The sequence below is a fragment of the Marinoscillum furvescens DSM 4134 genome (assembly GCF_003386095.1).
Lineage (GTDB): Bacteria > Bacteroidota > Bacteroidia > Cytophagales > Cyclobacteriaceae > Marinoscillum > Marinoscillum furvescens.
On sequence record NZ_QREG01000004.1, the window covers coordinates 113,793 to 136,361 of the forward strand.

The 22,569-nt window shown below is 45.5% G+C and carries 31 protein-coding genes; 2 read left to right on the top strand and 29 right to left on the bottom strand.

Annotated features, from left to right (window positions below; all coding sequences use genetic code 11):
• Window positions 1-127: 127 nt before the first annotated feature.
• The 6 genes from C7460_RS05960 to C7460_RS05985 form a co-directional block, all read right to left on the bottom strand.
• Entirely contained in the window at window positions 128-418 is a 291-nt protein-coding gene (locus C7460_RS05960) for a hypothetical protein (RefSeq protein ID WP_115867174.1), read from the bottom strand.
• Window positions 415-1,128: a hypothetical protein gene (locus C7460_RS05965; RefSeq protein WP_115867175.1), complete on the bottom strand. Its 714-nt coding sequence runs from the start codon at window positions 1,126-1,128 to the stop codon at window positions 415-417. Before C7460_RS05965 ends, C7460_RS05960 begins: the two co-directional genes overlap by 4 nt.
• Window positions 1,116-1,268, bottom strand: a complete 153-nt coding sequence (locus tag C7460_RS23650) for a hypothetical protein (RefSeq protein ID WP_170147907.1) — start codon at window positions 1,266-1,268, stop codon at window positions 1,116-1,118. Before C7460_RS23650 ends, C7460_RS05965 begins: the two co-directional genes overlap by 13 nt.
• Entirely contained in the window at window positions 1,265-1,765 is a 501-nt protein-coding gene (locus C7460_RS05970) for a hypothetical protein (RefSeq protein WP_115867176.1), read from the bottom strand. Before C7460_RS05970 ends, C7460_RS23650 begins: the two co-directional genes overlap by 4 nt.
• A 202-nt stretch (window positions 1,766-1,967) precedes the next feature.
• Window positions 1,968-2,306, bottom strand: a complete 339-nt coding sequence (locus C7460_RS05980; protein ID WP_115867178.1) for a hypothetical protein — start codon at window positions 2,304-2,306, stop codon at window positions 1,968-1,970.
• A 105-nt stretch (window positions 2,307-2,411) separates the two neighbouring features.
• Entirely contained in the window at window positions 2,412-2,723 is a 312-nt protein-coding gene (locus tag C7460_RS05985) for a hypothetical protein (protein ID WP_115867179.1), read from the bottom strand.
• Between the two features lie 136 nt (window positions 2,724-2,859).
• Between C7460_RS05985 and C7460_RS05990 the strand changes: the two genes are divergently transcribed.
• Window positions 2,860-3,273, top strand: a complete 414-nt coding sequence (locus tag C7460_RS05990) for a hypothetical protein (RefSeq protein WP_115867180.1) — start codon at window positions 2,860-2,862, stop codon at window positions 3,271-3,273.
• Between the two features lie 30 nt (window positions 3,274-3,303).
• Here the strand turns inward: C7460_RS05990 and C7460_RS05995 are convergent, their stop codons facing one another.
• Both C7460_RS05995 and C7460_RS06000 read right to left on the bottom strand, forming a co-directional pair.
• Complete coding sequence (locus tag C7460_RS05995) at window positions 3,304-4,509, bottom strand: tetratricopeptide repeat protein (protein WP_115867181.1); 1,206 nt, start codon at window positions 4,507-4,509, stop codon at window positions 3,304-3,306.
• 135 nt (window positions 4,510-4,644) lie between these two features.
• Window positions 4,645-4,824, bottom strand: a complete 180-nt coding sequence (locus C7460_RS06000; RefSeq protein ID WP_115867182.1) for a hypothetical protein — start codon at window positions 4,822-4,824, stop codon at window positions 4,645-4,647.
• Between the two features lie 168 nt (window positions 4,825-4,992).
• Here C7460_RS06000 and C7460_RS06005 point away from each other — a divergent pair, with 168 nt between their 5' ends.
• On the top strand, window positions 4,993-5,241 hold the full coding sequence (locus C7460_RS06005; protein WP_115867183.1) for a hypothetical protein: 249 nt from the start codon (window positions 4,993-4,995) through the stop codon (window positions 5,239-5,241).
• Window positions 5,242-5,339: 98 nt separating this feature from the next.
• On the opposite strand, the gene C7460_RS06010 is transcribed toward C7460_RS06005, so the two are convergent.
• The 21 genes from C7460_RS06010 to C7460_RS06110 form a co-directional block, all read right to left on the bottom strand.
• Complete coding sequence (locus tag C7460_RS06010; protein WP_115867184.1) at window positions 5,340-5,582, bottom strand: helix-turn-helix domain-containing protein; 243 nt, start codon at window positions 5,580-5,582, stop codon at window positions 5,340-5,342.
• Between the two features lie 87 nt (window positions 5,583-5,669).
• A complete protein-coding gene (locus C7460_RS06015) occupies window positions 5,670-6,110 on the bottom strand; it encodes a hypothetical protein (RefSeq protein ID WP_115867185.1) in 441 nt (146 codons plus the stop codon).
• A 110-nt stretch (window positions 6,111-6,220) separates the two neighbouring features.
• On the bottom strand, window positions 6,221-8,338 hold the full coding sequence (locus C7460_RS06020) for a hypothetical protein (RefSeq protein ID WP_115867186.1): 2,118 nt from the start codon (window positions 8,336-8,338) through the stop codon (window positions 6,221-6,223).
• Window positions 8,335-9,096: a hypothetical protein gene (locus C7460_RS06025; RefSeq protein ID WP_115867187.1), complete on the bottom strand. Its 762-nt coding sequence runs from the start codon at window positions 9,094-9,096 to the stop codon at window positions 8,335-8,337. The genes C7460_RS06020 and C7460_RS06025 overlap by 4 nt, the downstream gene beginning before the upstream one ends.
• A gap of 2 nt (window positions 9,097-9,098) precedes the next feature.
• The gene (locus C7460_RS06030; protein WP_115867188.1) at window positions 9,099-9,518 is read right to left on the bottom strand and encodes a hypothetical protein; all 420 of its coding nucleotides are present in this window, start codon (window positions 9,516-9,518) and stop codon (window positions 9,099-9,101) included.
• 1 nt (window position 9,519) lies between these two features.
• The gene (locus C7460_RS06035; protein ID WP_115867189.1) at window positions 9,520-10,779 is read right to left on the bottom strand and encodes a hypothetical protein; all 1,260 of its coding nucleotides are present in this window, start codon (window positions 10,777-10,779) and stop codon (window positions 9,520-9,522) included.
• Window positions 10,772-11,137 (bottom strand): hypothetical protein, encoded by a 366-nt coding sequence (locus C7460_RS06040; RefSeq protein ID WP_115867190.1) that lies wholly within the window; start codon window positions 11,135-11,137, stop codon window positions 10,772-10,774. The genes C7460_RS06035 and C7460_RS06040 overlap by 8 nt, the downstream gene beginning before the upstream one ends.
• Complete coding sequence (locus tag C7460_RS06045) at window positions 11,134-11,481, bottom strand: hypothetical protein (RefSeq protein WP_115867191.1); 348 nt, start codon at window positions 11,479-11,481, stop codon at window positions 11,134-11,136. The genes C7460_RS06040 and C7460_RS06045 overlap by 4 nt, the downstream gene beginning before the upstream one ends.
• Before the next feature lies 1 nt (window position 11,482).
• The gene (locus tag C7460_RS06050; protein WP_170147908.1) at window positions 11,483-12,361 is read right to left on the bottom strand and encodes a hypothetical protein; all 879 of its coding nucleotides are present in this window, start codon (window positions 12,359-12,361) and stop codon (window positions 11,483-11,485) included.
• 72 nt (window positions 12,362-12,433) lie between these two features.
• Window positions 12,434-15,313, bottom strand: a complete 2,880-nt coding sequence (locus tag C7460_RS06055; RefSeq protein ID WP_115867193.1) for a phage tail tape measure protein — start codon at window positions 15,311-15,313, stop codon at window positions 12,434-12,436.
• A 60-nt stretch (window positions 15,314-15,373) separates the two neighbouring features.
• Window positions 15,374-15,733, bottom strand: a complete 360-nt coding sequence (locus C7460_RS06060) for a hypothetical protein (protein WP_115867194.1) — start codon at window positions 15,731-15,733, stop codon at window positions 15,374-15,376.
• Between the two features lie 48 nt (window positions 15,734-15,781).
• On the bottom strand, window positions 15,782-16,264 hold the full coding sequence (locus C7460_RS06065) for a hypothetical protein (protein WP_115867195.1): 483 nt from the start codon (window positions 16,262-16,264) through the stop codon (window positions 15,782-15,784).
• The gene (locus C7460_RS06070; protein ID WP_115867196.1) at window positions 16,261-16,476 is read right to left on the bottom strand and encodes a hypothetical protein; all 216 of its coding nucleotides are present in this window, start codon (window positions 16,474-16,476) and stop codon (window positions 16,261-16,263) included. Before C7460_RS06070 ends, C7460_RS06065 begins: the two co-directional genes overlap by 4 nt.
• A gap of 3 nt (window positions 16,477-16,479) precedes the next feature.
• Complete coding sequence (locus C7460_RS06075) at window positions 16,480-17,304, bottom strand: hypothetical protein (protein WP_115867197.1); 825 nt, start codon at window positions 17,302-17,304, stop codon at window positions 16,480-16,482.
• A complete protein-coding gene (locus C7460_RS06080; RefSeq protein WP_115867198.1) occupies window positions 17,304-17,810 on the bottom strand; it encodes an N-acetylmuramoyl-L-alanine amidase in 507 nt (168 codons plus the stop codon). The genes C7460_RS06075 and C7460_RS06080 overlap by 1 nt, the downstream gene beginning before the upstream one ends.
• Entirely contained in the window at window positions 17,807-18,784 is a 978-nt protein-coding gene (locus tag C7460_RS06085; protein WP_115867199.1) for a DUF6712 family protein, read from the bottom strand. Before C7460_RS06085 ends, C7460_RS06080 begins: the two co-directional genes overlap by 4 nt.
• Window positions 18,768-20,117 (bottom strand): hypothetical protein, encoded by a 1,350-nt coding sequence (locus C7460_RS06090; RefSeq protein WP_115867200.1) that lies wholly within the window; start codon window positions 20,115-20,117, stop codon window positions 18,768-18,770. Before C7460_RS06090 ends, C7460_RS06085 begins: the two co-directional genes overlap by 17 nt.
• A complete protein-coding gene (locus C7460_RS24010; RefSeq protein ID WP_147302870.1) occupies window positions 20,114-20,323 on the bottom strand; it encodes a hypothetical protein in 210 nt (69 codons plus the stop codon). The genes C7460_RS06090 and C7460_RS24010 overlap by 4 nt, the downstream gene beginning before the upstream one ends.
• Before the next feature lie 300 nt (window positions 20,324-20,623).
• Window positions 20,624-20,944 carry a hypothetical protein gene (locus tag C7460_RS06100; RefSeq protein ID WP_115867202.1) on the bottom strand — a complete coding sequence of 107 codons (321 nt, stop codon included), beginning with the start codon at window positions 20,942-20,944 and terminating at the stop codon, window positions 20,624-20,626.
• 340 nt (window positions 20,945-21,284) lie between these two features.
• Window positions 21,285-21,626: a hypothetical protein gene (locus C7460_RS06105; protein ID WP_115867203.1), complete on the bottom strand. Its 342-nt coding sequence runs from the start codon at window positions 21,624-21,626 to the stop codon at window positions 21,285-21,287.
• Between the two features lie 416 nt (window positions 21,627-22,042).
• Window positions 22,043-22,561, bottom strand: a complete 519-nt coding sequence (locus C7460_RS06110; RefSeq protein WP_115867204.1) for a hypothetical protein — start codon at window positions 22,559-22,561, stop codon at window positions 22,043-22,045.
• Window positions 22,562-22,569: the final 8 nt, after the last annotated feature.

A 22,569-nucleotide genomic window follows, 5' to 3' on the forward strand; every position in this document is an offset into this window, starting at 1 on the left:
CTGTATATCATTGTTTAGGTACTGGTTTTTGATGATCGGTATCCGGACTACTCGCTGTGATTCTTTGTGTACCCAGACACTGAAAAAGTCACGAACCTTTGTCCGGCGCTATCGGATATAAGTCTTTTCATGGTGTGGCTTCTTTGAATATGCTCATGTGAAATAGTCCGGGGATATAGACCATGTAGCATGTATGGCTGTCTCCGGGTGTGTAGATTGTGAGCTCCTCAGGCTTGCATCTGGGATGGTGTGCGTTGGCCAGGGCTACGTGTTCTTTGAGGTTTTCAAGGTATTGCTCTAGCTCATCTGTCCCTTCCAGGATTTTGGCATCTTTGGTTTTTGCGATGTTTGCGAGCTCCTGGCATAGCTTGTTTTTGGCTACATAGGTGGCCGTGATCTTTGCGAAATATCTGGTCATTTGCTATCTGAATTTTGTTTACACTTTGACATATGGGAGGTGATGCTCTTCTCTGGCCAGTAGACCTGCTGGCAATGCGGACAGGTAAACTGGTCGATCAGGTCTGCGAGCTCCTTTTTTCTGCTGGTTAGTTGGTTTATCTCTTGTTGTAGGTTGGTGTGTGTTTGTCTCAAGCTGGTGAGCTCTTCCTCCTTGCTGGTGAGCTGCTGGTCTAAGCTGGTGAGCTCCTGCTGTGCAGTGGTCTGCGCTTGCTTCTCTTTGAACAGGTGAGCAAAACCAAAATCCATGGAGCTGAGCATGATGCAGCTAAACCAAAGGAAGTAGTACTCGGCCTGGGTGTCTGCTTTCCAGGGCTTCCAAAAGAAGATGTTGATGATGAGGGCATAGAGCACCAGTATCACCTTAGACCAATGAAGCTGGGAGGTGACTTTTCCTTCGTCATCTTTGACCGGGATGGGGGCGAGATAGGAGCTATTGACCATGAAGATGAGGGTAGTGAGCACGGCTACCACGGCAATGACATGAGAGGGCCAGGGGTCATCGAGCAGGTCATGGAATATTTGCTGTGATTCATAGTACCGATAGGCCATAAATCCCATGAATGCCAGTAGGAAGAGTGCTTTGCTGGTGAGAAACTCGGCGAACTTGTCGTCAAGTGTGTGGTACCAGTACTCCTCAGTCTGCTTATCTTTTGTGTCTATAGTGCCCATTTGAAAAAACAGATTAGTGTGGCACCTACGGCCCCAGAGATGAGTCCGAAAGCCAGGAAGATAAAGGCAATGAATACTTCACGATCTATACCGGGTTTTCTGCCCAGCTTGTCTGGTTTGTATGTGGCGTTGTATTTCATGATGCTTGCTTGTTGGTGAGGTATTGATATTCTACCACTGTGAGCTGGCGAAGGAAGTCTGGCACTTCCCATTTGTCATCGTATCCTACTGCTTCTGTGACCCACTTTTCATTGGCTGTGATGATGATATCTCTCTTGTGGACTTCCAAGCCTGGACATGCGAAAATTGAGTCGAAATTGAGAATGGCCTTAAACTCTGTCTTACGGATCTTGGGCAGGGCGGCGATTCTCTCTAGTAGCTCTTTATTGGCTTTGATCTTTTTTGGGAAATAGAGGTTGGTGCGTGACCTGTAGCCGGAATTGCGATAGCCATCAGGTTTGCTGTCAAACTGGAATGCGGAAATACCCCCTGCGAAGCAGTCTATACCAATAGTGTGTGCTTTGGCTCCGACCTCTTTGGTTATTTTGTTGGCTTCTTGATCGTAGGCAATTCTCTTATCTAATAATGAGATAAGCTGCTGGTATTCTGGTGCTGATTTATCTACTAAAAGTTTCATGGTTTTTCGTTTTGTTTGAAAGGATTGTTGATGTCTACCCATCCATACCAGGTAGCGTAGGTTGGGCCTTTTCTAAGCGCACACTTTCCACTTTCAACCTGTGATCCCTTGATGTTTTTAAATCCGATTTTAGGATCGTGGGTGTAATGTTCACAATTGCGGCATTGCGTATTTTTCGGGCAATCTGATTTGGCATTGAAGCTCATGGTCGAGATGGAATTTTTTGAGCTTGATTGTCATACTGCAGCTTGGTAAGGCTGGATACTTGCTTGCAATGTGCGATGAGCTCAAGCATGTGCTTATGAGTGGTGGCATGACCGCCTGTGGCGGATGGTAGGATGAACATAATCAGGTGCTCAGCATTGCGCACCTCGAGACAGTGACGCCAGTAGCTCCAGTCTCGAATGAAGCAAAAGCGCTTTTGAAGGAGGATACAGATTTCCTCTAGATGTCTTAGCTTCAGCTCTCTATAAATGTGCTTTCGCTGTGCCAGGAATCCTCGCATGGATTTGCGTAGTTGTTCTTTGGTGGCGTATTCCATTATTTCTTGGATTTAAGGGTTTTAGCTGGGGTCTCCCGCCCCGGGCCTTCCCCCGGGTGACAGGGGAAGGTGTAGGGCAGGTCCTCATGAACCAGCTTGTGTCTGTTAGGCTACCTGTGGGTGGGCTTCCAGTATGTCTTCTGCAGTGCGAAAATCTTTGGCCGAGATATCCAGGAGTTCCTCGATACTTTTCAGGCCAAAGAAGTAGGTGAAGGTGATGGCTTCATCGAGTTTCATCTTGTAGGAGCCATTGATGAGAGACTGCAGGCGCTTGCGGCTTCCAGACTGTAGTTGGCTGTCTACGTATTTGGACATTTCGGAGAGTAGGCGCTCCCGTGCCTGGTCTCTGTCTGGCGCTCCGGCGATGGCTTGTTCGATCAATAGAGCTAGTTTGTTGGAGGTGGAGGTTGTTATCATTTTGTGCTGTTTTACTTACATATAATCGTATATGCTCTATAAATAGAGCTAGATGTTAGACAAATATAACTAGATGCTCTATAAAAGCAAGTAAAACCTTACAAAATTGCTCTATATTAGTGACGATATTGCAATCATGAACGAAGGTCAATTACTTGAGGATCTGATCAAGGAGTCGGGAATGAAGTTTGATACCGTAGCTGAAAAGATCGGTAAGTCATATCATACCCTGCTACGAAAGAGAAAATTGGATCGGATAGACGATGATATCTGGATCAAGATCGGAACCATTCTGAATATTGACATTTCTCAACACATCCCCCGTTTAAAGAAGTTTGTAAAGAATTCTTATGCCAGTAATTCTAATGAGGCGTTGGAGTCTCGCTTGAATGAGCTGGAGCTACAGGTAAGGACGGATTCGGATGATATCCTGTTTCTAAAGAATCGTATAGCAGACTATGACCTGATGATCGAGGCTAAGAATGAGGTGATCCGTCAGCAGTCTGAGACGATCAAGCGCCTGGAAAAGGAGCTGAAGAAATACAGGTAGTCTCTATCTCCCAGCTCTTCCATTTACTATTTACTTATTGAGCATCTGGCGCATGGTATTGCGATACTCGGCGTTTTGTTTGGATAGGATTTTTAATCGCTCTTTGATCTTCTCGGGGAAGAACCTACGCGTGTAATACAGTGATGCGAATATAGCAACGAGTATGGTGGCCAGAATGATAAACTGGTATATCGTACGTTCCTCTTGCTGCTGAAGCTCTCTGCGGCGAAGTTCTATTTGTCGTTCTATCTCGAGGATTTTGAGTCTGGCGTTTTCTGCCCGGATGAGCTGGTCTTTGGTAAGATCCTCAGCTACCAAATCGGCCAGAAGAGCCTCGTAGTGATGAATGCTGTCGGGGTGGGTATGGTATCTTCTAAGGTCTAGTAGTATGGACTTGTAGTCCCTGGAGTCCAGGTCTGAATGAAACCTGTCTTTGGCTGCTATGAGGTGGGGGTATGGATCGTCTACAAGTCGGGAGAGGTTGTAGCTGATGTGCATGGCGAGCCTGCTGGACTGAAAGGGGATGGATCTGGACAGGTAAGCAATGGCTGAATCTGTCATGCCTTCTTCTTTGTAGGCATTGCCGATGTTGTTTAGCGCAAATCCCTGGTATTTGGTGGAGCCTACGTGTGTGCTATAGTCTAGCAGGTCAAAGTAGTACTCACGAGCCTGTGGGTAGTCATTTAGGTAGAAGTAGATCAGGCCGATCTCGTTGAGATTTTTGCAAATCTGCAGGGTGTCTTTTTGGGCAAGGTAGTAGTCGTAATTTTCTGTGAAGTACCAGAGTGCTGAGTCCATTTTGTTTAGCTTCTGGTATGCCAGGGCGAGGTTGTACTGATTTCTATGCTTCCAATGGTCATCTGGCGCATGCTTGAGTGCTTTGATGGCGGAGTTTCGTGCTTCCTGGAAGCTGTTCCACTTGTAGTAGCACTGAAAGAGTCTCATGTATGCACGCATGATGTGGAGCTCCTCGTCACTTTTGAATGCCAGGTCTAGCGATTTGTGCGCGTGGATGAGTGCCTGCTCCACGGAATCCTCGGCATAATACACACCTGCAAGGTAGTAGGCGCTGAGGTGGAGGGAGTCTGCCGGCATGTCTGATTCTAAGGCTGAAAAAAATATTGCTTTGCAAGCCGGGTTGCCCTCTTTATATAGCGAAAATGCAAGGTTGAAATCTTGAGCCACTATCATTTGATAGTGTATAATGGCTAAAAACACTAAAAAAGGTCGCTTCATTGTATCAATTGAAATTATGGCGAGGTTGAGTTTGTTAATTATAGCGTATTAGCACGACATAAAAAAGTAAAGGCACTTTTCGTTATATGGAAAGTGCCTCTAACTATTTGTATTTTTCTAAGTGAGGTCTGTCAATCAGCCACCACCATAGCCTCCGTCACCGCCATCTGGATCACCTTCGGCATTGCCATGGGTGGCATCCACATCGTGTTTTTCGATTTTGATTTCGTTAGCTGAGAGGTCATCGTTGCATGCAGAAAATGTACAAGCGATGAGCGCTAGAAGGGTGAGCATTGTTGCTGTCTTTTTTTTCATGATTAAAAGTGATTTAAGCCTCTTTTTAGAGGGTTGGTTATAATTTATATGAGTACTAAAGATAAGCAAGAGAGGATAAGGGGAGTAGGTCAGAAAATGGAGTGCTGAGAAGATTTGACTTTAAGTCTGAGAAGTCGTTAATTGGGAAGAAATGAAAAACTGATACCTATGGAAGCAATACTATTTTTGATTTGCGCGGCTATTTTTGTGGTTTTTTGGATAGCGGTCTATACGAAGCTATCTGACATCTTGCGCGAGCTGAAGATCCGGAACGTGTACCTGCGCAATGAATGGCGAGTAAGTGGTAAGGACCTGGACATGCCAAGCCTGAGTGAGGGGGACCTCTTTACCTCCTATAAGCTGGGGATTATCTCGCACCAGGCGTATAAAGCTGAGCGTAAACGGAGAAGGGGATAAATGGGATATCTGGATGTGCTGGTACTGGTACTAATGACCGCACTGGGTATGTACCTACATGCCTGGGTGAGAAGCAATCTGAAAAAGTAAAGCCGGATCTAGTCCGGCTTTTTTTGTGATTCTACAGGGGTGAAGGTGAGGTCTGCATAGCACTGGAGTGCTGTGCACAGCTTGAACACGATCCCCAATGAGGCGTTTACCTCGCCGCGTTCCAGCTGGCTAACATACTTACGACTCACGCCGCATTTTTCTGCAACCTCATCCTGGGTGAGCTGCCGGTACTTGCGCAATGTGTATAGCTGCTTACCTACAATTGCGATAAATTCTTGTTCTGGTGTCATATGAGCATTGTTTTTTAAAAGTGAAGCCCCGACCAGTGGCCGGGGCTGGTTTCCCGCTAGAACTTTGCGAGAAACTAACGGGAAGTGTTACTTCATCAAATAGGAGTTGATAACTGCTGCCAATCTCCTGTTCTTCTCAGTGTTGGTGAATGCTATGGACTTATTGTAATCCTGATGCTGATAAACCGGATGTGCCCAATATATATTTTCATTACCAATCACGAGAATCTTACCATAATTGGTCTCCATATAACCCTTTGCTTTTTCAAATTTTGCGCGTTTGATCGCAGCAATTACTTTGTTCCTATTGTGAGAGTGATTAATTCTGTGGTGTTTGAAGTCTCCAGCTCCATAAGATAGGTTATACGCTTTTCTGGATACTTTTTGGCTAGGTGAATGAGCTTCAATCCATCTCATTAATGAGCCTCTATTAGATACATCTATACCAGATGCTTTAGCTATTTTGAAGATTTCAGTGGTGTTTTCTGATCTTAAAACTGATGTGATTTGTGTTTTTGAAGTTTTCATGGTCGCAAAGTTTTTAATTCTGTAGAACAGCTCCGTGCCGTTCTGATATAGTAAAGGTAAATATATTTCTCATAAAAGAGAAATATATTTACCTTTTTTTTGAAAAAACTTTACAAACTATACCCCTCCACCTCCTGATCGCGGATGCCGTCTCGGGTGAGGGTGGCGCGGAAGGACCGGAAGCGCATGAGGCCTTTGAGGTGGCGGATGATTTTTTTTGTTGAAAGGTTTTTGGCCTCCAACCCTGATAGATTGCCTAGTGATTTGATGATCCGCGTTTGCTGCGCAAAGTCACGGAGCTTTAAAAGTGTATTATCCCAAAGATTGTTCTCCTCATAATTTTCAGCAATTTGCAAGCTTACTCCAGGCAATTCACTTTCACCGTCAACAGAATTGGAGTAGAGGTTGTCACTACTAGCATACGGGTAGGTGTCTACTTTATTGAAATCGTATTGCATGCCATGCCATTGCACTATGGTGCCTGAGGTGTCCTCAGCATCATCCTGAAACACAAAATCAAAAGAACCGTGTCGAGTCAGCGTTTTTCCAATTACAGGCATGAAAAATTTTACCTGACTGGCAGTCTTGATTTTTTTCACCTCTTTATCCTCTATATAATCCCATAGAAGGTCTATGAATGAATCATCCGGAGTGCCTGTAGTGGGATTGTAGATTGCTTGTAAGGTGGAAAAATAAAGTCTCGGCTCCCTAACGCCTGTATAATAGTCTGTGAGCGTGATAATATTGCCACTCCGACTCCTGGTCATGTTTGCGGGCACTATCAGTGATGGAAGTCCCTTTTCGTAGCCTCTGCCTCTACCTCCGGTTCCCACATTACCGCGAGTTCCTGGAGCTGCGTTTCGCCCCAGATCTACACTGTTGAAATTTCGCATCCGACTTAAGACTTTCTGTGTTTTATTTTCTCGAGAGCTAAATTCGAGAACGGCGAAGTAGTCGTAACTTAAAAGCAAACTTGTTTCAAAACCATTCAACCGCACTTTTCCCGGTGATGCAGCCGACTCTGTAAGTGTCATATCTACATCGTATTCACCATAGTACCATCTATCACGCATGGCCGGCGTAAATTTGCTCTGGAAAATAATCGGATTCTTCGTGCCAGTCTTCTTCTCTCTGAAAGGAGTAGCATAAGCCTCCATGTACAATACATCGTTGTATTTCAAAAATTGATAATACTTTTGCTCCCATTTACAAAATCCGTAATCGTTTTCAGCAGTACCAGGCTCTAAGCTTAGGTCCGTTTTGGAGTCAAACACACCCAAATAATTGCCTTGCATCTCTTGTGGCCCTATATGCAGAAAGTCATTGCCCTCTGCAAACCGAATGACCACATCATCTACAAATGTGCTCGATGGACGCTGGTACGTAAGAGCTAAATACGGACCATTTCGTCGCTTGAGTGAAAAGTCAAGGCTCTCAACTTGTATTAGTTTTTTAGCCACATCTACATAAACAGAAGCACCTGCATACACACTCACCTCATAGATTAGATCAGAAACAGAGATGTCGGGCACGAAAGCACCATACGGTAATGAAGCGCCATCGCTCAGGATAGTAAACTGATTCGGTGTGCATACTAGATAATTATCCAACACCTTGGAGGTAAGACGATACTCTGTGCTATATCCCAGCTCAGAGGCTGTAATATTGAGTAGGTGTTTGAGGGTAAAAAAAGGAACAGCAAATACATCGCTATTCGTAATATGGATGTATTCCTCGGTGATTGGATTTCGATCCACTTCACCATAAAAATGACACCAGGGAAATCTGATACCTCGGTTTGTGGTGCCGTTGAAGTGATTATAAACTACTTCGTAACCTCCGGAGGGATAACTAAACGTTCTTTCTTTAAGAAGCTCACGCAAGCTTCGACCTTTATTCGACTCCAATACACTATCCACCGTGCTGAGCGTAGCCTCGTAATATCTACCGTCCTCGCTTACACCTTCCAGCACGCAGCTGCACTCCCACCAGACATTTCCACCCCAGGTGATTGCAAAATCGTCATAGGTCTTAAACCGGTTGCGGCTGTTGGCCGGATCGCTGGCGTACTTAAAGGCCCATTCGTTGCCCTTTACGGGTATCTGGATGGGCGCGGACCATCCCTGTCCCAGGTGCCCGAAATCTAATAAGTCATCCTCGACATTCCACGGTATCTCAAACCCGGGGTCTAGGGTAAGCTGCCTGCCGTTTTTGCTGAGTCCTATCATATCACTCTATCCATTGCCCGCTGCTCGAATGCATAGCGGTAGGTGATCGCCAGGCGCTTGATGTTTGATTTTGCGGATGGCAAAATAAGCTGCTCCTGCTCAGGGATAATCGGTGCTCTGGTCACCACAGTGTCATGCTTATGGTATTCGTAAGCCTGCTTGATTAAGAAAAGATCTTTCAGTGCAAACACTTCTTTTCCCGGCTTAGCCGCACTGGATAAGCTGTGCTGCGTGCGAAACTTCGGATCGGCATAGCGAAACTGCTGGCTGGCACTTTCGTACACCGCCTCAAATGGCTGGGCGGTGATGATGCCATTTGCCTGGATCTGCTCCTGCTCATCGCCCACACAGATCAGGCTGTCCACTCCACCTTGCGAGTTGTGGTAGTAGATAGCGCGAATGTGATCACCGGTGGGTGTGTATGGGTAGCACTCTATGTAGTCCTCAGTCCCGTCCGGGTAATCAGGGCTGTCCACCCGGATGATAAACTTGCGGATGGTTTTTGCCGGATTTAGCATGTCGTAGTTGCGCTTGGCGTAGCTGATATCATACATGCGCGTCTCACCGGCCCTGAGCGTGGTGGCCAAGAGCTCGTGTTTTTCTGAAGTGTTATCAGTATACGTCACCACAGCCACCAGTTTGGGGCTGGTGACCGTCTGGTGAGGGAGAATGTAGAGAAACTCCGGGTGATTCTTGCTGATCATTCGCCGCTGTGGGCGGGTGGTGAGGAACTGGTAATGACTTGTAGTGTCTATCATTATTACAACGCTAGTTTTGCTGTGTTACTCCAATTGCTTTTAAGCCCATCTCTCACCGCTCTTACGCGGTAGTAATATGCCCTGCGAACTTCCAGTATTACCGATTTCTTGTTTGAACCATCGAATGTAAATGCCTGTGGTGGGCTGACAGGAATATGCGTATCTGTCTCTATTGCAGAAATCACAAAGTCGGTTGATCCTTCCACAAGCTCAAAAAGCTCCCCGGCTGGTAATGTGTATTGCTGGGCGGCTCCACCATTACGCTCGATCGTAATTGTAGCTCCTGACACTAGATTGCCAAACTGATCTACAACAGCCACAGACAAATTTTCCAGGTATTCAAACTTCAATCCCGTAAATTTCCTGATCAGAAAATCATTGTCTGGATAAAAAACTAATCCGGTAAGTTTATCTACTGGCATTTTAGAGTCCGTTAGCTCGAAAAGTGAATCGATACTTTCGCTTATACATAATTATTTTCTCAGTTTCACCCCATCTGTAGTCCTCCTCCCCATTGTAGTTTCCGAGTGTATCTACAGATGGGATCTCACCAAACCTAAAACGTTTCCACGGTCCATAAATACCATCCAGACCAGACCAAGCACATTCATAGATAAGTCGATCCTGACCAGCTAATGCTATTATTGCGTCATTGTCTAAGGATGGAAACCCACACAAATCTAATCGAGGTAGGTATCTCAAATTTGATTCCTGAAACTCCCCCGTCTCCACTACGGTATCTGCAGCTACTTCTATTTCTCCTGTACTTACATTATAAGTTAAGTTTGCATCAGAATCGATTATTGCATCAAGCCATTCTGAGCCATAGAAATAGGATTGGCCAAAAGTTGTCCCTCCAATGTTATTGCCAGCATTTCCCGCTCCAATATGAGGGCTATCAGCCGCAAGGCTAAAATCTCCCCCCTCAGCATTGTTAAACTTAGGATCTAAATCTACACACCCCGAAAAATATGTTGGGTTTGCTGCATTGGCTGCCGCCAGATCAGTATAAGAGGTTCCATCTATAGTGATGCTCCCCCTTATATTACTGTTCGTCGCAGGATCACCAGCCACGGTCATGGTCAGGTGTGAGTTTTCATCTATGTAACAACCTCTGTGAGTTCCGTTTCCTGAAATAGGGGAGTTAATTATTATACTATCAAAGGTTGTATCCCTTCTTGCCGTAGCCTGTCCAGCGGTATACACGGAATTGATAAGAATGCACCCTCTAATATATCCAAAAGCCCCTCCTGTAAAAGTGTACTGATTTAATAAGCCCGCATTCACAAATACACAATCCTCAGCGTAAGTAGAATTCGCGGAATTAGTTATTCTCAAACCGGTGTCGTAATTTTTGAATATTATATTCTTGACATAATTATTTGATCCCCCAATTGTAAGACCAATACCAGATCCCGCACCTAGCAGCATGACACTACCGTCTCCGATAATATTTCTTGTACCAGCACTCAAACCGGTTTCTTGATAAACCCCCGTATAAATCACAATCGTGGCAGTTGATGATGTCGATGCTATAGCTGTTGCTATAGTTTGCCAAGGGTTTGCAGCAGTGCCAGTTCCTGTGCCGTCATCTCCCCATGGAGCCACAAAGTAATGATTGGCTTTTGCTGTAGCACCAGTCGGATCTGTTGCCCAGTCTATTCCTTCTTTCCAGTTAGGCATGTAATATTCGAATTAAATAGTAAAACCATGTAATTGGACTCAGCACCAAGCAAAATAAGATCATCAGAATGGACATAATCACTAAGCCTGGCACCCATCCCTGACCTACCTTGAAGTCCTCGTCAATATCACTTAAGTAAGCATTCTTGCAGTGTCCTTTTCCGTCTACTGGGTAGAAAGTAAAATCAACTATCACCCTACAAACAATCCAAAACAAGCTGTCAGACCGCATAATCAGGCTCATAAAGCCTATACGAGCAGACACTGATATATCAGGATTACCACCAGAGAGCGCATTGCCAAGCTGGCTAATCGCATTAGCCACTCGCCCAAGATATGTAGCGTTGTAATCTGTCATGCAGGTGGATTTACTATTTCATCAGTTTTTGCAATAGCCTCATTACGCATATTCTCAGCAAAGGCTTTTACTCCTGGGAAATAGGTGTCACGCAGGTGTGACATCATGTTGTTAAAGTCACCTGGAGATAAGGTAAAGACCGGTTCATCTGGATCTTTGCTAAGCGTCAGATGTACAAGGCCATCATCCTTCAACTCAGCATTCAGATAAGGAAATGAATTGAAGCCACCATATGCATTAACTGCGTTATCTACTTTGTTCATAACCTTTACACAATGCGAGGCAATACCGATCAGCTCATCTGCGTCATTAATTGTTTCCAGGTTTATTTCAGTTAGTTCCATATTACTCGGATATATCGTCTATATATTCAGTTACATTTTCAATTACTTCACCGACTTTAGTCCAGCCGGTCACCCTATCCAAACTTCTTTCTATTTCAAAGACAGTTTCATTTTCTGAGTTATCCGTCCAGGTTAGGCGGTTTTCTGTGTCGCTTTCAACAGTACTATGAAGGTTGGATGGTGCGTCTGGCGGTGCTAGAATGAAATACATATTCACACTATCATACCCACCCAGCAGCACAGCCACCACATCGCTGGTCACGATCGTGTATTTCAGTCCTTTATAAATGGTAGCATTCGTATAGCCGGGCACCTCCAGCTCATCGTAAGTACCTGCCGCTATGTCAGTGGTATCTAGCCATAGCTCATCTCCCAGCTCGTAGAGCTTGTTGAAGTTCTGCGTACTGGCGCCGGATCTGGTGCGGAGCGAGGCAAACACCTGGTCTGTCTCCAGCACCACTATGTAGTCCTCGCCTGTTTCCAGTGCGGTGATATCCACCCAGCTCAGCGTCTCCTCATCGCTATCCTCATGGTAGATCTCCTCTACCAGCTCCAGCTGCGCCGGGTCATCTTCGTAGAACTCACACTTTATCCGGCGAGAGGTATTAGCCATCACCACGTCATCGTCGAAAAAAACGGGAGCGTCATAGTTCAGCACATCAGCCTCCAGCAGGTCGTGCACATAGAAGGTGCACTGGCTGTTGCTGTCTGGCCATGCCTTCAGCGCAGTTACAAACTCATAAGTGCCGCTGTGCGGGCTAGTCTCCACAAACAAGCGACATACCACGGCATGTTTGTTCGTCGTAGACACCTTCCAGGCTACTACGTTTTTCGAAAAACACGGGTCAGTCGGTTGTTGTGATATGATCGTAATTGCCATCAGTCCCAGTCGTAATAGTAGTGTCCACAGCTGCACGTGTAGATGTTAATCTCCGCGAACAGCGGCTCCGATTTATGAGAGTGCCCCACGATCGCGTGTATTAGTTTTTTTAGCTTGGTAGTCATTTGCTCGCTCATGTTCACGGGGTGTAAAGTAGGAAGGAATGCCTTTTTGAATTAGGACATTAATAAAAGCGCCCAGCTTATCTACTGCAGCATCGAGCTTTTGCACATCTAGGGAGATGTTGTGACTCATACTTCCACCCTGAGCAGATCTATCCAGGGAATATCCGGCTGCTTTGGCTGCCAAAATTGCCTCTGCGTTTATTGACTCAGGATCATGCCGGATATAAGCCGGAATGAGGCCCTCCTGAGGATGATACATGCCCCCGGCAGCTGAGCCTACCAATGGGCCATAGGCATCTCGCATGCCTGTATAAGTCTCCGGAGCGTCCAGGTTGCCATGATAGTAGGATCGAGGGGAAGCTGTTTCCTTTTTTTGACTACCGAGTTGCTCGATTTGGGCATCGGCTTGCATGCTATTGGCTCTAATAGATGCGAAAGCGGACATTACTGTGCCCACAATAGCGGCTATAGCAGCAGGAATGGCCAACGGTGCTGCTGGTCCGGCTGTAGCACCAGCTACGGTACCAGCCTTGATGGCTGTAGCTAATGCCGATGCCTGCTCAGCCAAAACAGCTACATTGCTTGCTACTACCTGAGCATTTGCCAGCCGTGCAGCTGATCTGATGCCGTGCTCGGTAGCATCTGACTGTAAGCTGGCAAGGGCTCCGAATATTTCGCCAGCACTAGCTCCCAGGGACTGAAAATCGCGAAGGTTTTCCTTTTTCTGCTTTTTGATAGCTTCATCCTTGATCTTCAGGTTTTCTAGGAAGCTGAGCGTTGCTTCCAGATCTTTGTCCATCATGGCGTCAAAGCTGTCGGTAAAGGCTTCTTCAAACTCTAGTGTCTGTTCATTGAGCGACTCATAGAATTCTCCCTTGCCATGCTTTAGCTGCAACCACAGATTGTCCCAGTCATCTACCATGACATCCAGGAGCTCCTCACCATCGTCTATCCAGCTCCAATCTAAATCTTCTTCTGCCGGGTCCGAGGCCTGCTGAGGGCCTCGAGGACTGGTCTGACCAGACTGAGCATTTTGTCTGTCTTCAATCGCTTTTTGATACAGTTTTTCGATCTCGATGAGCTTTTCCTGGCCGAATTTTATGTGTTTAAAATTCTCACCGTATTTTTCCTGGAATTTGTCAAAGGAGTCTATCCCTTTATTGAGCGCGTGATCATACGATTCTTGAGACTTGATAGCTATTTCGTAGCCTTTCTCTTTGCTGGCATACCAAACATCAAAAATTCGAGAGGATTGTTCTAGAGTCTCTCCCTCTGATACCAAGGCATCAACAACAACCTTTTTATATTTTTCAGTGTTGGCGATGATTTTATCCATGGGGATATCTTCCAATTTCTTGAAAAATGATAGTACTGATTTACCTGAGTCGGTCTGCATCCCGGCATCCATCAACTTCAATATTTCATTGTCTGAAAGACGGTCAAATGAATCGAACATGGTAGAGAAGACCAGGTCGAGATTTGTGATCGCAGTAACTGCTTCTGTGGCCATCTGAACAGTGCCACGAAGTGCGCCAGCAATGACCCCATCCCCCTTTTCAACTGTGAGTAATAACCCTTCCCATGCAGAGTTTAAGAGCTTGATATCTCCGGTGAGGTTGTCTAGTTGCTTGTCTGCAAACTCCTGGGCAGTGCCCTTAGCATCGTTTAGCGCTGCGGTGTTTGCCAGGATCTTGTCTGTGTTTTCGGCGATAATGGCGGAGACGACAGCTCCACGCTTACCGAATAGCTCATTGGCTGTAGTGAGTTTGTCCTGGCTGTTTTTGATTTTGGCCAGAGCGTCATTTAACGAGAGTCCTTTGTCCGCAATGTCAATGAAGATGTTTCTGAGTGCGGTGCCAGCACTGGAAGCATCTACATTGGCATCTATGGCCGCTGACAAAATTGCCAGGGTTTGCTCTAAAGACACGTTGCTGGCTTTGGCAGCAGGAGAAACAATGGCCAGGGCGGTTTTGAGGCGCTCGAAGTTGAAAGCACTTATCTGAGTGGATTTGGACAGTACGTCAGCAACTCGTGTAGATTCTTCGGCCTGCAGATTGAAAGCATTTAGCTGGCCGGCCACCAGCTCAGCGGCTTCAGCGAGGCTGACTTTCATAGCTGTAGCTGCAGCGAGGATCCCAGGAGTCATCTTGATGATGTTTTGCTCCTCCTGGCCCAATCGTGCCAACTCGATCTGGGCCTGAGCTACTTGCCTGGCGGTGAATTCGGTGGTCTTGCCGAGCCGGAGCTGCTGAGCCTGGAGTGCCACAGTCTCTTTGGTTGCGACCCGGAGGATACCAGCTAGCTCACTATTTATTTCCTGGAAGTTTTTGAAGGTGGTAACAAAACTTCTGATACCGCTGATCAGGGTGTAGATACCTGTAGTGATGAGGGCTGATGGTCCGAATAGTGAGAGCGACTGTTTGAAGGATCGTCCGAGGTTGTGCCAGACTCCTGTAAGGCCACGCACCTCCATTCGCTGATGGCGAATGACTTTGTTTACCTGAATAAGCTCTGATTTTAGCTTTTTGTACTCCTTGGTACTTCTGTCTACGGTGGTATCTACCTGTCTTTGAAGATCTCTGGCATGATTTCGCAGCTGGCGCATGGTCATGCCTGCTGTGCCTAGCTCCTGGCGTAGCTCGGTGATTCTCTTTTTAGTGTCTGTGAGTTTTTTGGAGGTATTGACATAAGCAGAAGTGCCCTTGCGCATGCCCTCGAGTGCTTTTTTGTACTCGTTAGCTTCCATCTCGAGCTTGCCGAGCTCATTGATGCCTTGTTTGCCATCTACGATGACGGTGGTTTTTGCGGTATCCTGGAAATTGGCCAAAGAAGATCTCCTTTTTGGGCCAAGGTAGAGCGGGGGAGTGTGGTGTGGTAGGACGGGAAATTAAGCTGCCTTCAGCGGCTCTTTTATACCACTTAACACTTCCTGACTGATCTGATAGCCAATGGCTCCGTATAGATCATACAGTCGGCCATAGAAGGTTTTGGAGTACCATTTCTTTGGTTTTCGCGCTTTCCTGCCTTTGTCAAGATCCAGACTACCACGAGTAGACATCCCCAGCGACTTGCCGCGACCAACTCCCATATCTACATATCTTCCATACGTGAGCATGGTAAACTCCCCCTCGAGGTATCCTTCACCTTTGGAGCGTAGCTCCTGGTGCAGCTGCTTGCGTAGCTCGTGTGTCACGCCAATGCCCTGACGGACCAGCTGCTGGATTAATAAGCCCTCAGTCTTATTCATCCAACGGCGAAAAAGTGCGTATATGTGGGATTGAGCTTCGATTACTGATTAGGTAAGAGGTTCCCAGTCGTTTTCGTCATAGACCAGCTGGTCATTGGCATTGTCGGAGACTGTAAATGTGCAGAAGCATCCGAACCACTTGCTGTACTCTGGGCCTACTTTCATGTAATCTACACCATCGATATTACCGAATCTAAACAGTCCTTCCTGGTTGAGTCTTTCGTGATACACTTTGCCCAGAATCTTTAGTGCGGCGGTTTTGGCTTGATCATAGACGGCATCTTCAGCTTCCCAGTCGTTGTTGGATACATGACTAAAAATGAAGAATCCAAATTTCTGTCCATCGCGAATGTTTTCATTGCTCTGTCCGGAAAGGCCTCCCTTTGGTTCATCCATGACCAGGTAGAGGCTTGATTTGTCCAGGTTGGATACTTCTTTTTTGAAGTGGTCAATGTTGTGAAAAAAGCCTGAAAGCATCTTCAGGCGATTGCCTACATCTTTAAACCAGTTGGTAGCGTCGAGTGCTTTCATTTCTTAGTGGGAAATTTTAGTTTGAGATAGCGGGTGAGAAAGAAGGTGCCAAGGGTGATTACAAGTGATGTGATGACGCTGATCATGCCATTGAGAAGTTTGTCTTGCCAGGTTTGAATATAAACCATGATAACACCGGTACCAGATCCAGCCACTGCAGGCACATAGTCATGAATGATGGTGAGTAGTTTGACAATTTTATCGTTTGTCATTGGTTATTTCCTTTTGCTTTCTTCGATTGATTTGTTGAGATCGTAGAGTGCCACATCAGCATCTACCATGGAAATTTTCTCCATGTTGAGCGCCCCGCCGGCCATGGATCTGAGCGCATCTATCCAATTGCCACCTCCGGATCCAGTCTCACCACTAAATACGTGATTGTATCGCTCGACCTTAATGGCTCTGCAGCTGATGTAGAAGATCAGGATGGCGTATTTTATATTGTCAGGTATTTGGGCAATGATTTTTTCAGCACGATAAATGACCGTATTGTCATTGTATACTTCGCGAACGTCTCCATTCCAGGTGGACGTATTGCTAATGATTTGCTTGTGTCTGTATAATACTGCTATCAGACGGTTAAGCGATTGCATGCGTAATGGAACATTTGTGTAGTTCTTTCGGTACGCCAGGTAATACGTTTCCGCTTTGATGAACTCCATGAATACCATTTTTTTACAACTGTCTGGTGGGCCGTATAGTCTTTCACTTTTGCGGATGGTACGAGGAATTGTAATCACAGGGATCAAATTGCGAGTGAGGGAGTACGACTCAGGGGTAAGTATGAAATCAGCTAATAATCGGGTGTCGGCCATGAAATCAATCTTATCCTCATGGCTGGTTTTGAGCAATAGGTTCCAGGCGAGCCACCAATGCTTTCTAATTTCCAGGAGGCACATGATGATTTTGAAGACTGCCTCATTCGGATGGATATTGGCATGCAATAATCCTGCGATGGTTATCAGCTGGTTTGGTTTGAGGTCATTCCAGGTACCAGGGATGTTGTCAAACTTTTTTCCTTTGAAATAGAGGGCGCTCATTATAGGGCTAACTGATTAAAAATATCACAATACTCTATTTCGGCATCAAAGCAAGGGCATTGTTTCATGAATTCCCATGGTTCAATGATCCCATCTCCGTCAACATCTGGAGAGAAATCTCTATGCCCTTTTATTGTGATATGATCAATGGGCTGGTAAAGCTCTAAGACTTTCAATACGTAAACTATAGTTGAGACAATGGCCGATTTCTGTCTATTTGTTCTAGTGTCCTTGGCGTCACTTGCTTTATTTGGATTTCCTCCAGAAACAACCCCCCCAGAATAGCAAATACCAACTGAATCTGTATTGTGGCCATAAATATGAGCGCCAATTCTCTCTATAGGTCTAATCTCATAAGGCATGCCACTATTGGTAATTAGATAATGATATCCCCCCGGAGAATTTATTCCTCTTTTTAAGTGCATTGCTTCTAGCTGCTTAGGACCAAAGTACACGTCTTCTGGTGTGGCTGAACAATGAATGATGATCTTATTTATTCGTCTCATAACATCGTGAATATTGGTGAGTCTGAATCGTTTTCGAGATGATCAGAGGGCTTTTCACCCTCTACATACAGATCGCTGTTTTTGTAGAGCGGATAGTCGTCAGCATTGGTGTAAAGAAAATCGGCGAGCTGCTGAAGGTACTTTTCGGCCTTGGCAATGTGCAAATCCCTCCGGGATCTCAGGCGACTTTGCTCAGCTGCAGTCACGGACTCAGTACTGCCACTGGTAGAGTTTTCCAGCAGGTGAAAGCCCTGGTCATCGCTGATCATTGAGTTTTCAATGATGAAATCTGCATAGCTAAAATGAGCAATTGCACCCCTGATGAAGTCAAGCAACTTTTCGTTGTTAGCGGAAAGCTCACCACTTGCAAGCCATTCACTTTTAAGTGAATCATAAAGATCAGGTCCGAGAGTTGCTTTGACCTGTGATCTTTCCACCTCGCGCATCAATGGCTCCATGGATAGGAAAGTCAGTCTTCGAGATTTGATATTGACATACTTCTGGAAGATGACAGCCGAAGTAATGAACAGTTCGCGAGTATTGGCAAAGTTCCAGGCATAAATCCCCGTATTTTCTTCCAAAAACTCAATTAGATCATCGAGACCGTCCAGCCCGGCATGAGCCAGGTTACCACTGAGTGCTTTGAAGCTCCACTGAGTGACAGGCTTTTTCTCATCTGAAGAGTATTGGCTGATGCCATCTTCTTCGATAGTCATGTTTGCTTTTGGGATATACATCCAAATAGCAATGTTTGCCAGCGCTGGATGTACATATTCGAGCAGTTCTTTTTCCGATTCGTCTGTGGTACCATCTTCATACGCCAGTGCCAGGCTATTCATCAGCGTGGGCCCAAGAATCCATTTTATCCATCGGAGCTGAGCTCTTCGTATATCGGCATTCAGTTTGTCGATGGAGAAAGATTTCGCTAAGGAAACCTGAGATTTGATATCCTCTTCGTTAATCAGTAGTTTCATCAGGGAGAGTGGTTTCGCGTTGTGAAGGGGTTACTGCATTGAGCATTTGCATGAACGATCTGGAAAATCGCCAGATGATCATTTGTTTGCTGGAATTCCATCCGTTGAACCAGCTGATATAATCGTAAGGTCTGAGGACAATGTCTTGATGTGGTTTCATGAAGCTCACGAAAATGTTATAAGCCTCACGTTTGTCACTTCCCGAAAGGTTTGTTTTACCTCCCAACTGAAATCCAAACAGGGAGGGGTCGATTCCTGCCGCAGCAAACAGCTTGATCGACGCCTCGGTACTATCCTCGATGTAGATTCCTTGCTTCAGCTTATCATCGATTGGTAGGATCTCAACACCAGGATAAGCCTTTAGTGTGTCAGGATCGGTCTTGTAGCCAGTGGCGATGGTTTTTCCGGCATTCTCAGGGCCAGAGAGCCACTTTGTCATTGAATCAAATTCCGCTTTTTTCAATGCCTTTTTCTTTTTAGCATCAAATGTTTCCCACTCAGGCCACTTCCATGACCAGTAATAGTCTGGAAATCGAATGTGGTATTTGATGGTCATTTGATTTTTCATGACCGCTGCCTTCAGCTTCGGAATGTCATTTGCCAGCTTCAGCCAGCCATTGTGCCTAATGCCATTCCAGATGGGAAGCTGGTAATATATTTTTCCGGAAGGATAGGATAGTGGGTATACAAATCGAGGGCCGTCATTGCGCTTGGCAAGTCTTTCAGGCATGTCTACCCACGGATCTAAAAGTGGTCGCTTGAGCGTGTACTCATCATCAGCTGTAGCTCTTTCCGCCCAGTTCGCATTGATGAAGCATTTATCAAGCTTGCCTGAATCTTTCTGAAGCGCATACCGACAGTGGCCAGCTGGGTGTGCGGTTAACCATACTATTTTGGTTTTAGGCTTATTGACAATGATTTCGGGGAAAACATTGGCATATTTATAGAAGTCTACTGTAGCCTGGAGAGGATAGCGGGCGTTTCGAAATAAGAACTGCTCGATCTCAAAAATCTTCTTATTCTCAGTATCTCCCGTCTCGAAGTTGTAAACTGAATATTCAACGCCACCACCATACAAAGCCCTGGCATTCATATCCAGTGAGCGCCAGAGATCTGTATTTAACTCAAGGTCCTTGTCTACTTGCTGTGGCCAGTCGTTACCATCTCCCCAGTAGGCAATCTTGTAATCATTGGGTTCATTCGTTTCTTCTCGCTTAGCTGTTCGAGGTGCGACAGCAGTTGATGAAGTACCTGTTTCATAAATGGCTTTTTCACTTACCATTATTAGCGCTTCATCGCGCTCGTGGACGACTTCCAAAGATGACTCACTCATTGAACTAATTCTCCGTTCAGTTCTACAATTAGTTTTACATGCACCGTTCGATGTTGACCATCTTGAAATAATGGTCTGCACCATCCTCCCTGGTCGAATGTCTTACCAGTTAGTCGCACCTGATTGCCAGTGATGTATTGACCACCAGTACCACGAGACTTGGAACAGGTAAAGAATCCAATATCGAATGGTTCTCCACTCTCCATTCTTTCTATAGCTTGTTTTAAATGCATGGTACAAACAAACAGACAAGCACCCGTATGGCATAGGACAGGAAATCAGCAGATCACATAAGGCTGTTTTTTGTATGCAATTGCATAGGCTCGACAGTGCGGGGCGTGCAGGGCGCTGTGTTAAAAAATGTTTTGAATTTCAGGATATAGAGTAAAGTGTCAGAAAATCAACGTGTTATAAATAAGACTTTTAAAAATATGGGATATATAATGTGTCATAAATACAACGCAGAGGCCAAAACACATCTTTTTAGAGGTGGAGTCAACCGAAATTTAGTCTTCTGAAAGCAGTGGAGTGAGGAAATCTTTCAAGTCCTGGTCGAAATGAGGGTCTGTGAGAAGGTGATGAAGCTTCTTTCTGGTATAAGCAATCTTGGATGACTGCTTCTGGTGAATCCAGGTGTGATGATGGACTGAAGTGTAACCAGCCAGCTGCAGAACCTCATGCATTTTGTTAATGGATGGCCACTGGCCCTGATGACGAATACGGGAACGAATTGAGCGTACAGCATTACCAGACATGCCCAACTGGTGATGGATACCTTCTATGCAAATGACTGAAAGGAATAGGGCTTTGGTTTGATGAACTTTCATTTATGTGTATCAAATAAACGCACTGAAAAAGAATGTGTAGACAAGCAACCAACTACAAGTAATTTAATGGAGTCTCCTGATATATCATGACCATCAAAAACGAGGCGACCTGACTGATCTACAAAGTAAACTGGAGACTTATCCATGATTCAATTTGTATGATTCGTAGAAACTCACCATCTGATCAAGGTGTCTCTTATATTTCCGTGTAAAAGGATAGGTCTTGAATGACTCTTCACAATTCCTAATAGGACGATTCGATTGTTGGCGAACTCAATGCTCTGGGTAGGCAGCGGTGCAGTGCCTGATAGCCCATCCAAAAGTGCATATAATGCCCGGCTCATGATTCTGGGGAGAATGTGATGAGAAGCTCCCCGGAGGTGAGGTCTGTGATGGTAAGTGGGAGTGGTTTGTAGTCGGGGGCATCCGGGTCTTTGCCGGTCATGCCGTCCAGGTAGGCGTGGAGTCTGGCGGTAAAGTTTGTTTGCCACTGGGCATCGTGACTATCCCACATAAGATTACGTAGTAGCTGTACGTGATAGGTACTGTAATTGATTTTGATGGCACCACGATCTCTGAGGGTCTTGATGGCATTAACGAGTTCGAAGGATTTGGACTGCTTTATCTTATGAGCTTCTCTGACTGCTCGCTTTTCAACTTTTCTTCGCTCTTTTCGGTTCATGGGTTGAATCAAAAATTAGGGGCAGGCTCTAATGCCTGCCCCGGTGGTTGTCTATGCCCGTCAATGGAGATCCTATGTTGATAGTGTGCTACGGATATCTCGAAACTTACACACCCAAATCACATCATTGTCGCCTTACGGGGCGAAGGGCTTTCTTCGGTGTTTGTGTGAATGCACTGGAACCGGGATTCGAACCCGATGGACGACCATTATGAAAAACAATAAACCCAACCAGCTATGAACAGTATTTTCGTCACGTTCCAGTGTGTTGGAGCCGGTGCAAGGACCGGCTCCAATGTATCACCGCCTAAAATTTACTCGCCATTGCGAATTAACCATGTAGCTAATGTAACAATAGTGTTGCAAAAATGCAATGCAATATTGCTAAAAGTTATTTAAAAATTGCATTAGCTATTTCATGAGATCTTGTACAGGATGTATAAACCTGCAAGAATGATGATAATGACTATGCCCAGGATAATCCATGGCTTCCAAGATACGGTACGATGGACTTCTTGTTCTTTCTCTTTGTTTTTGAGTGTTGTGTTGGTTTTGCTTTTGGACTGATCGCTGGTTTTACTGGAGTCTGATTCCTGACTCACTTCTTGCTTTTCTTCCTGGTGTTTCTTTCTGGTGGTTTTGGTGCCGGTAATCCTGGTGGTGCTATCTGTGCCGGTGATGGTGCCGTCTGGGGAGATCTCTACGGGCCCCACAATCTCAAAGGAAATAGTCTCGTGGGTGTCTCCGGAGGATGAGGTGGTGATCTCGGTGGTTTTGGAGGCTATCTGGTGTGTTTGGATATCGCTGTGGGTGGTCTGCTCTAAGGTGGCCTCTGTCTTGGATGTAGAGGTGTTTTTCTGGCTGTTTTTACAGCTAAAGAGGGCTATTAGAAGGGCTATGTAGCACAGGAATAGTATGAGTTTGAGAAATTTCATTTTTAGAA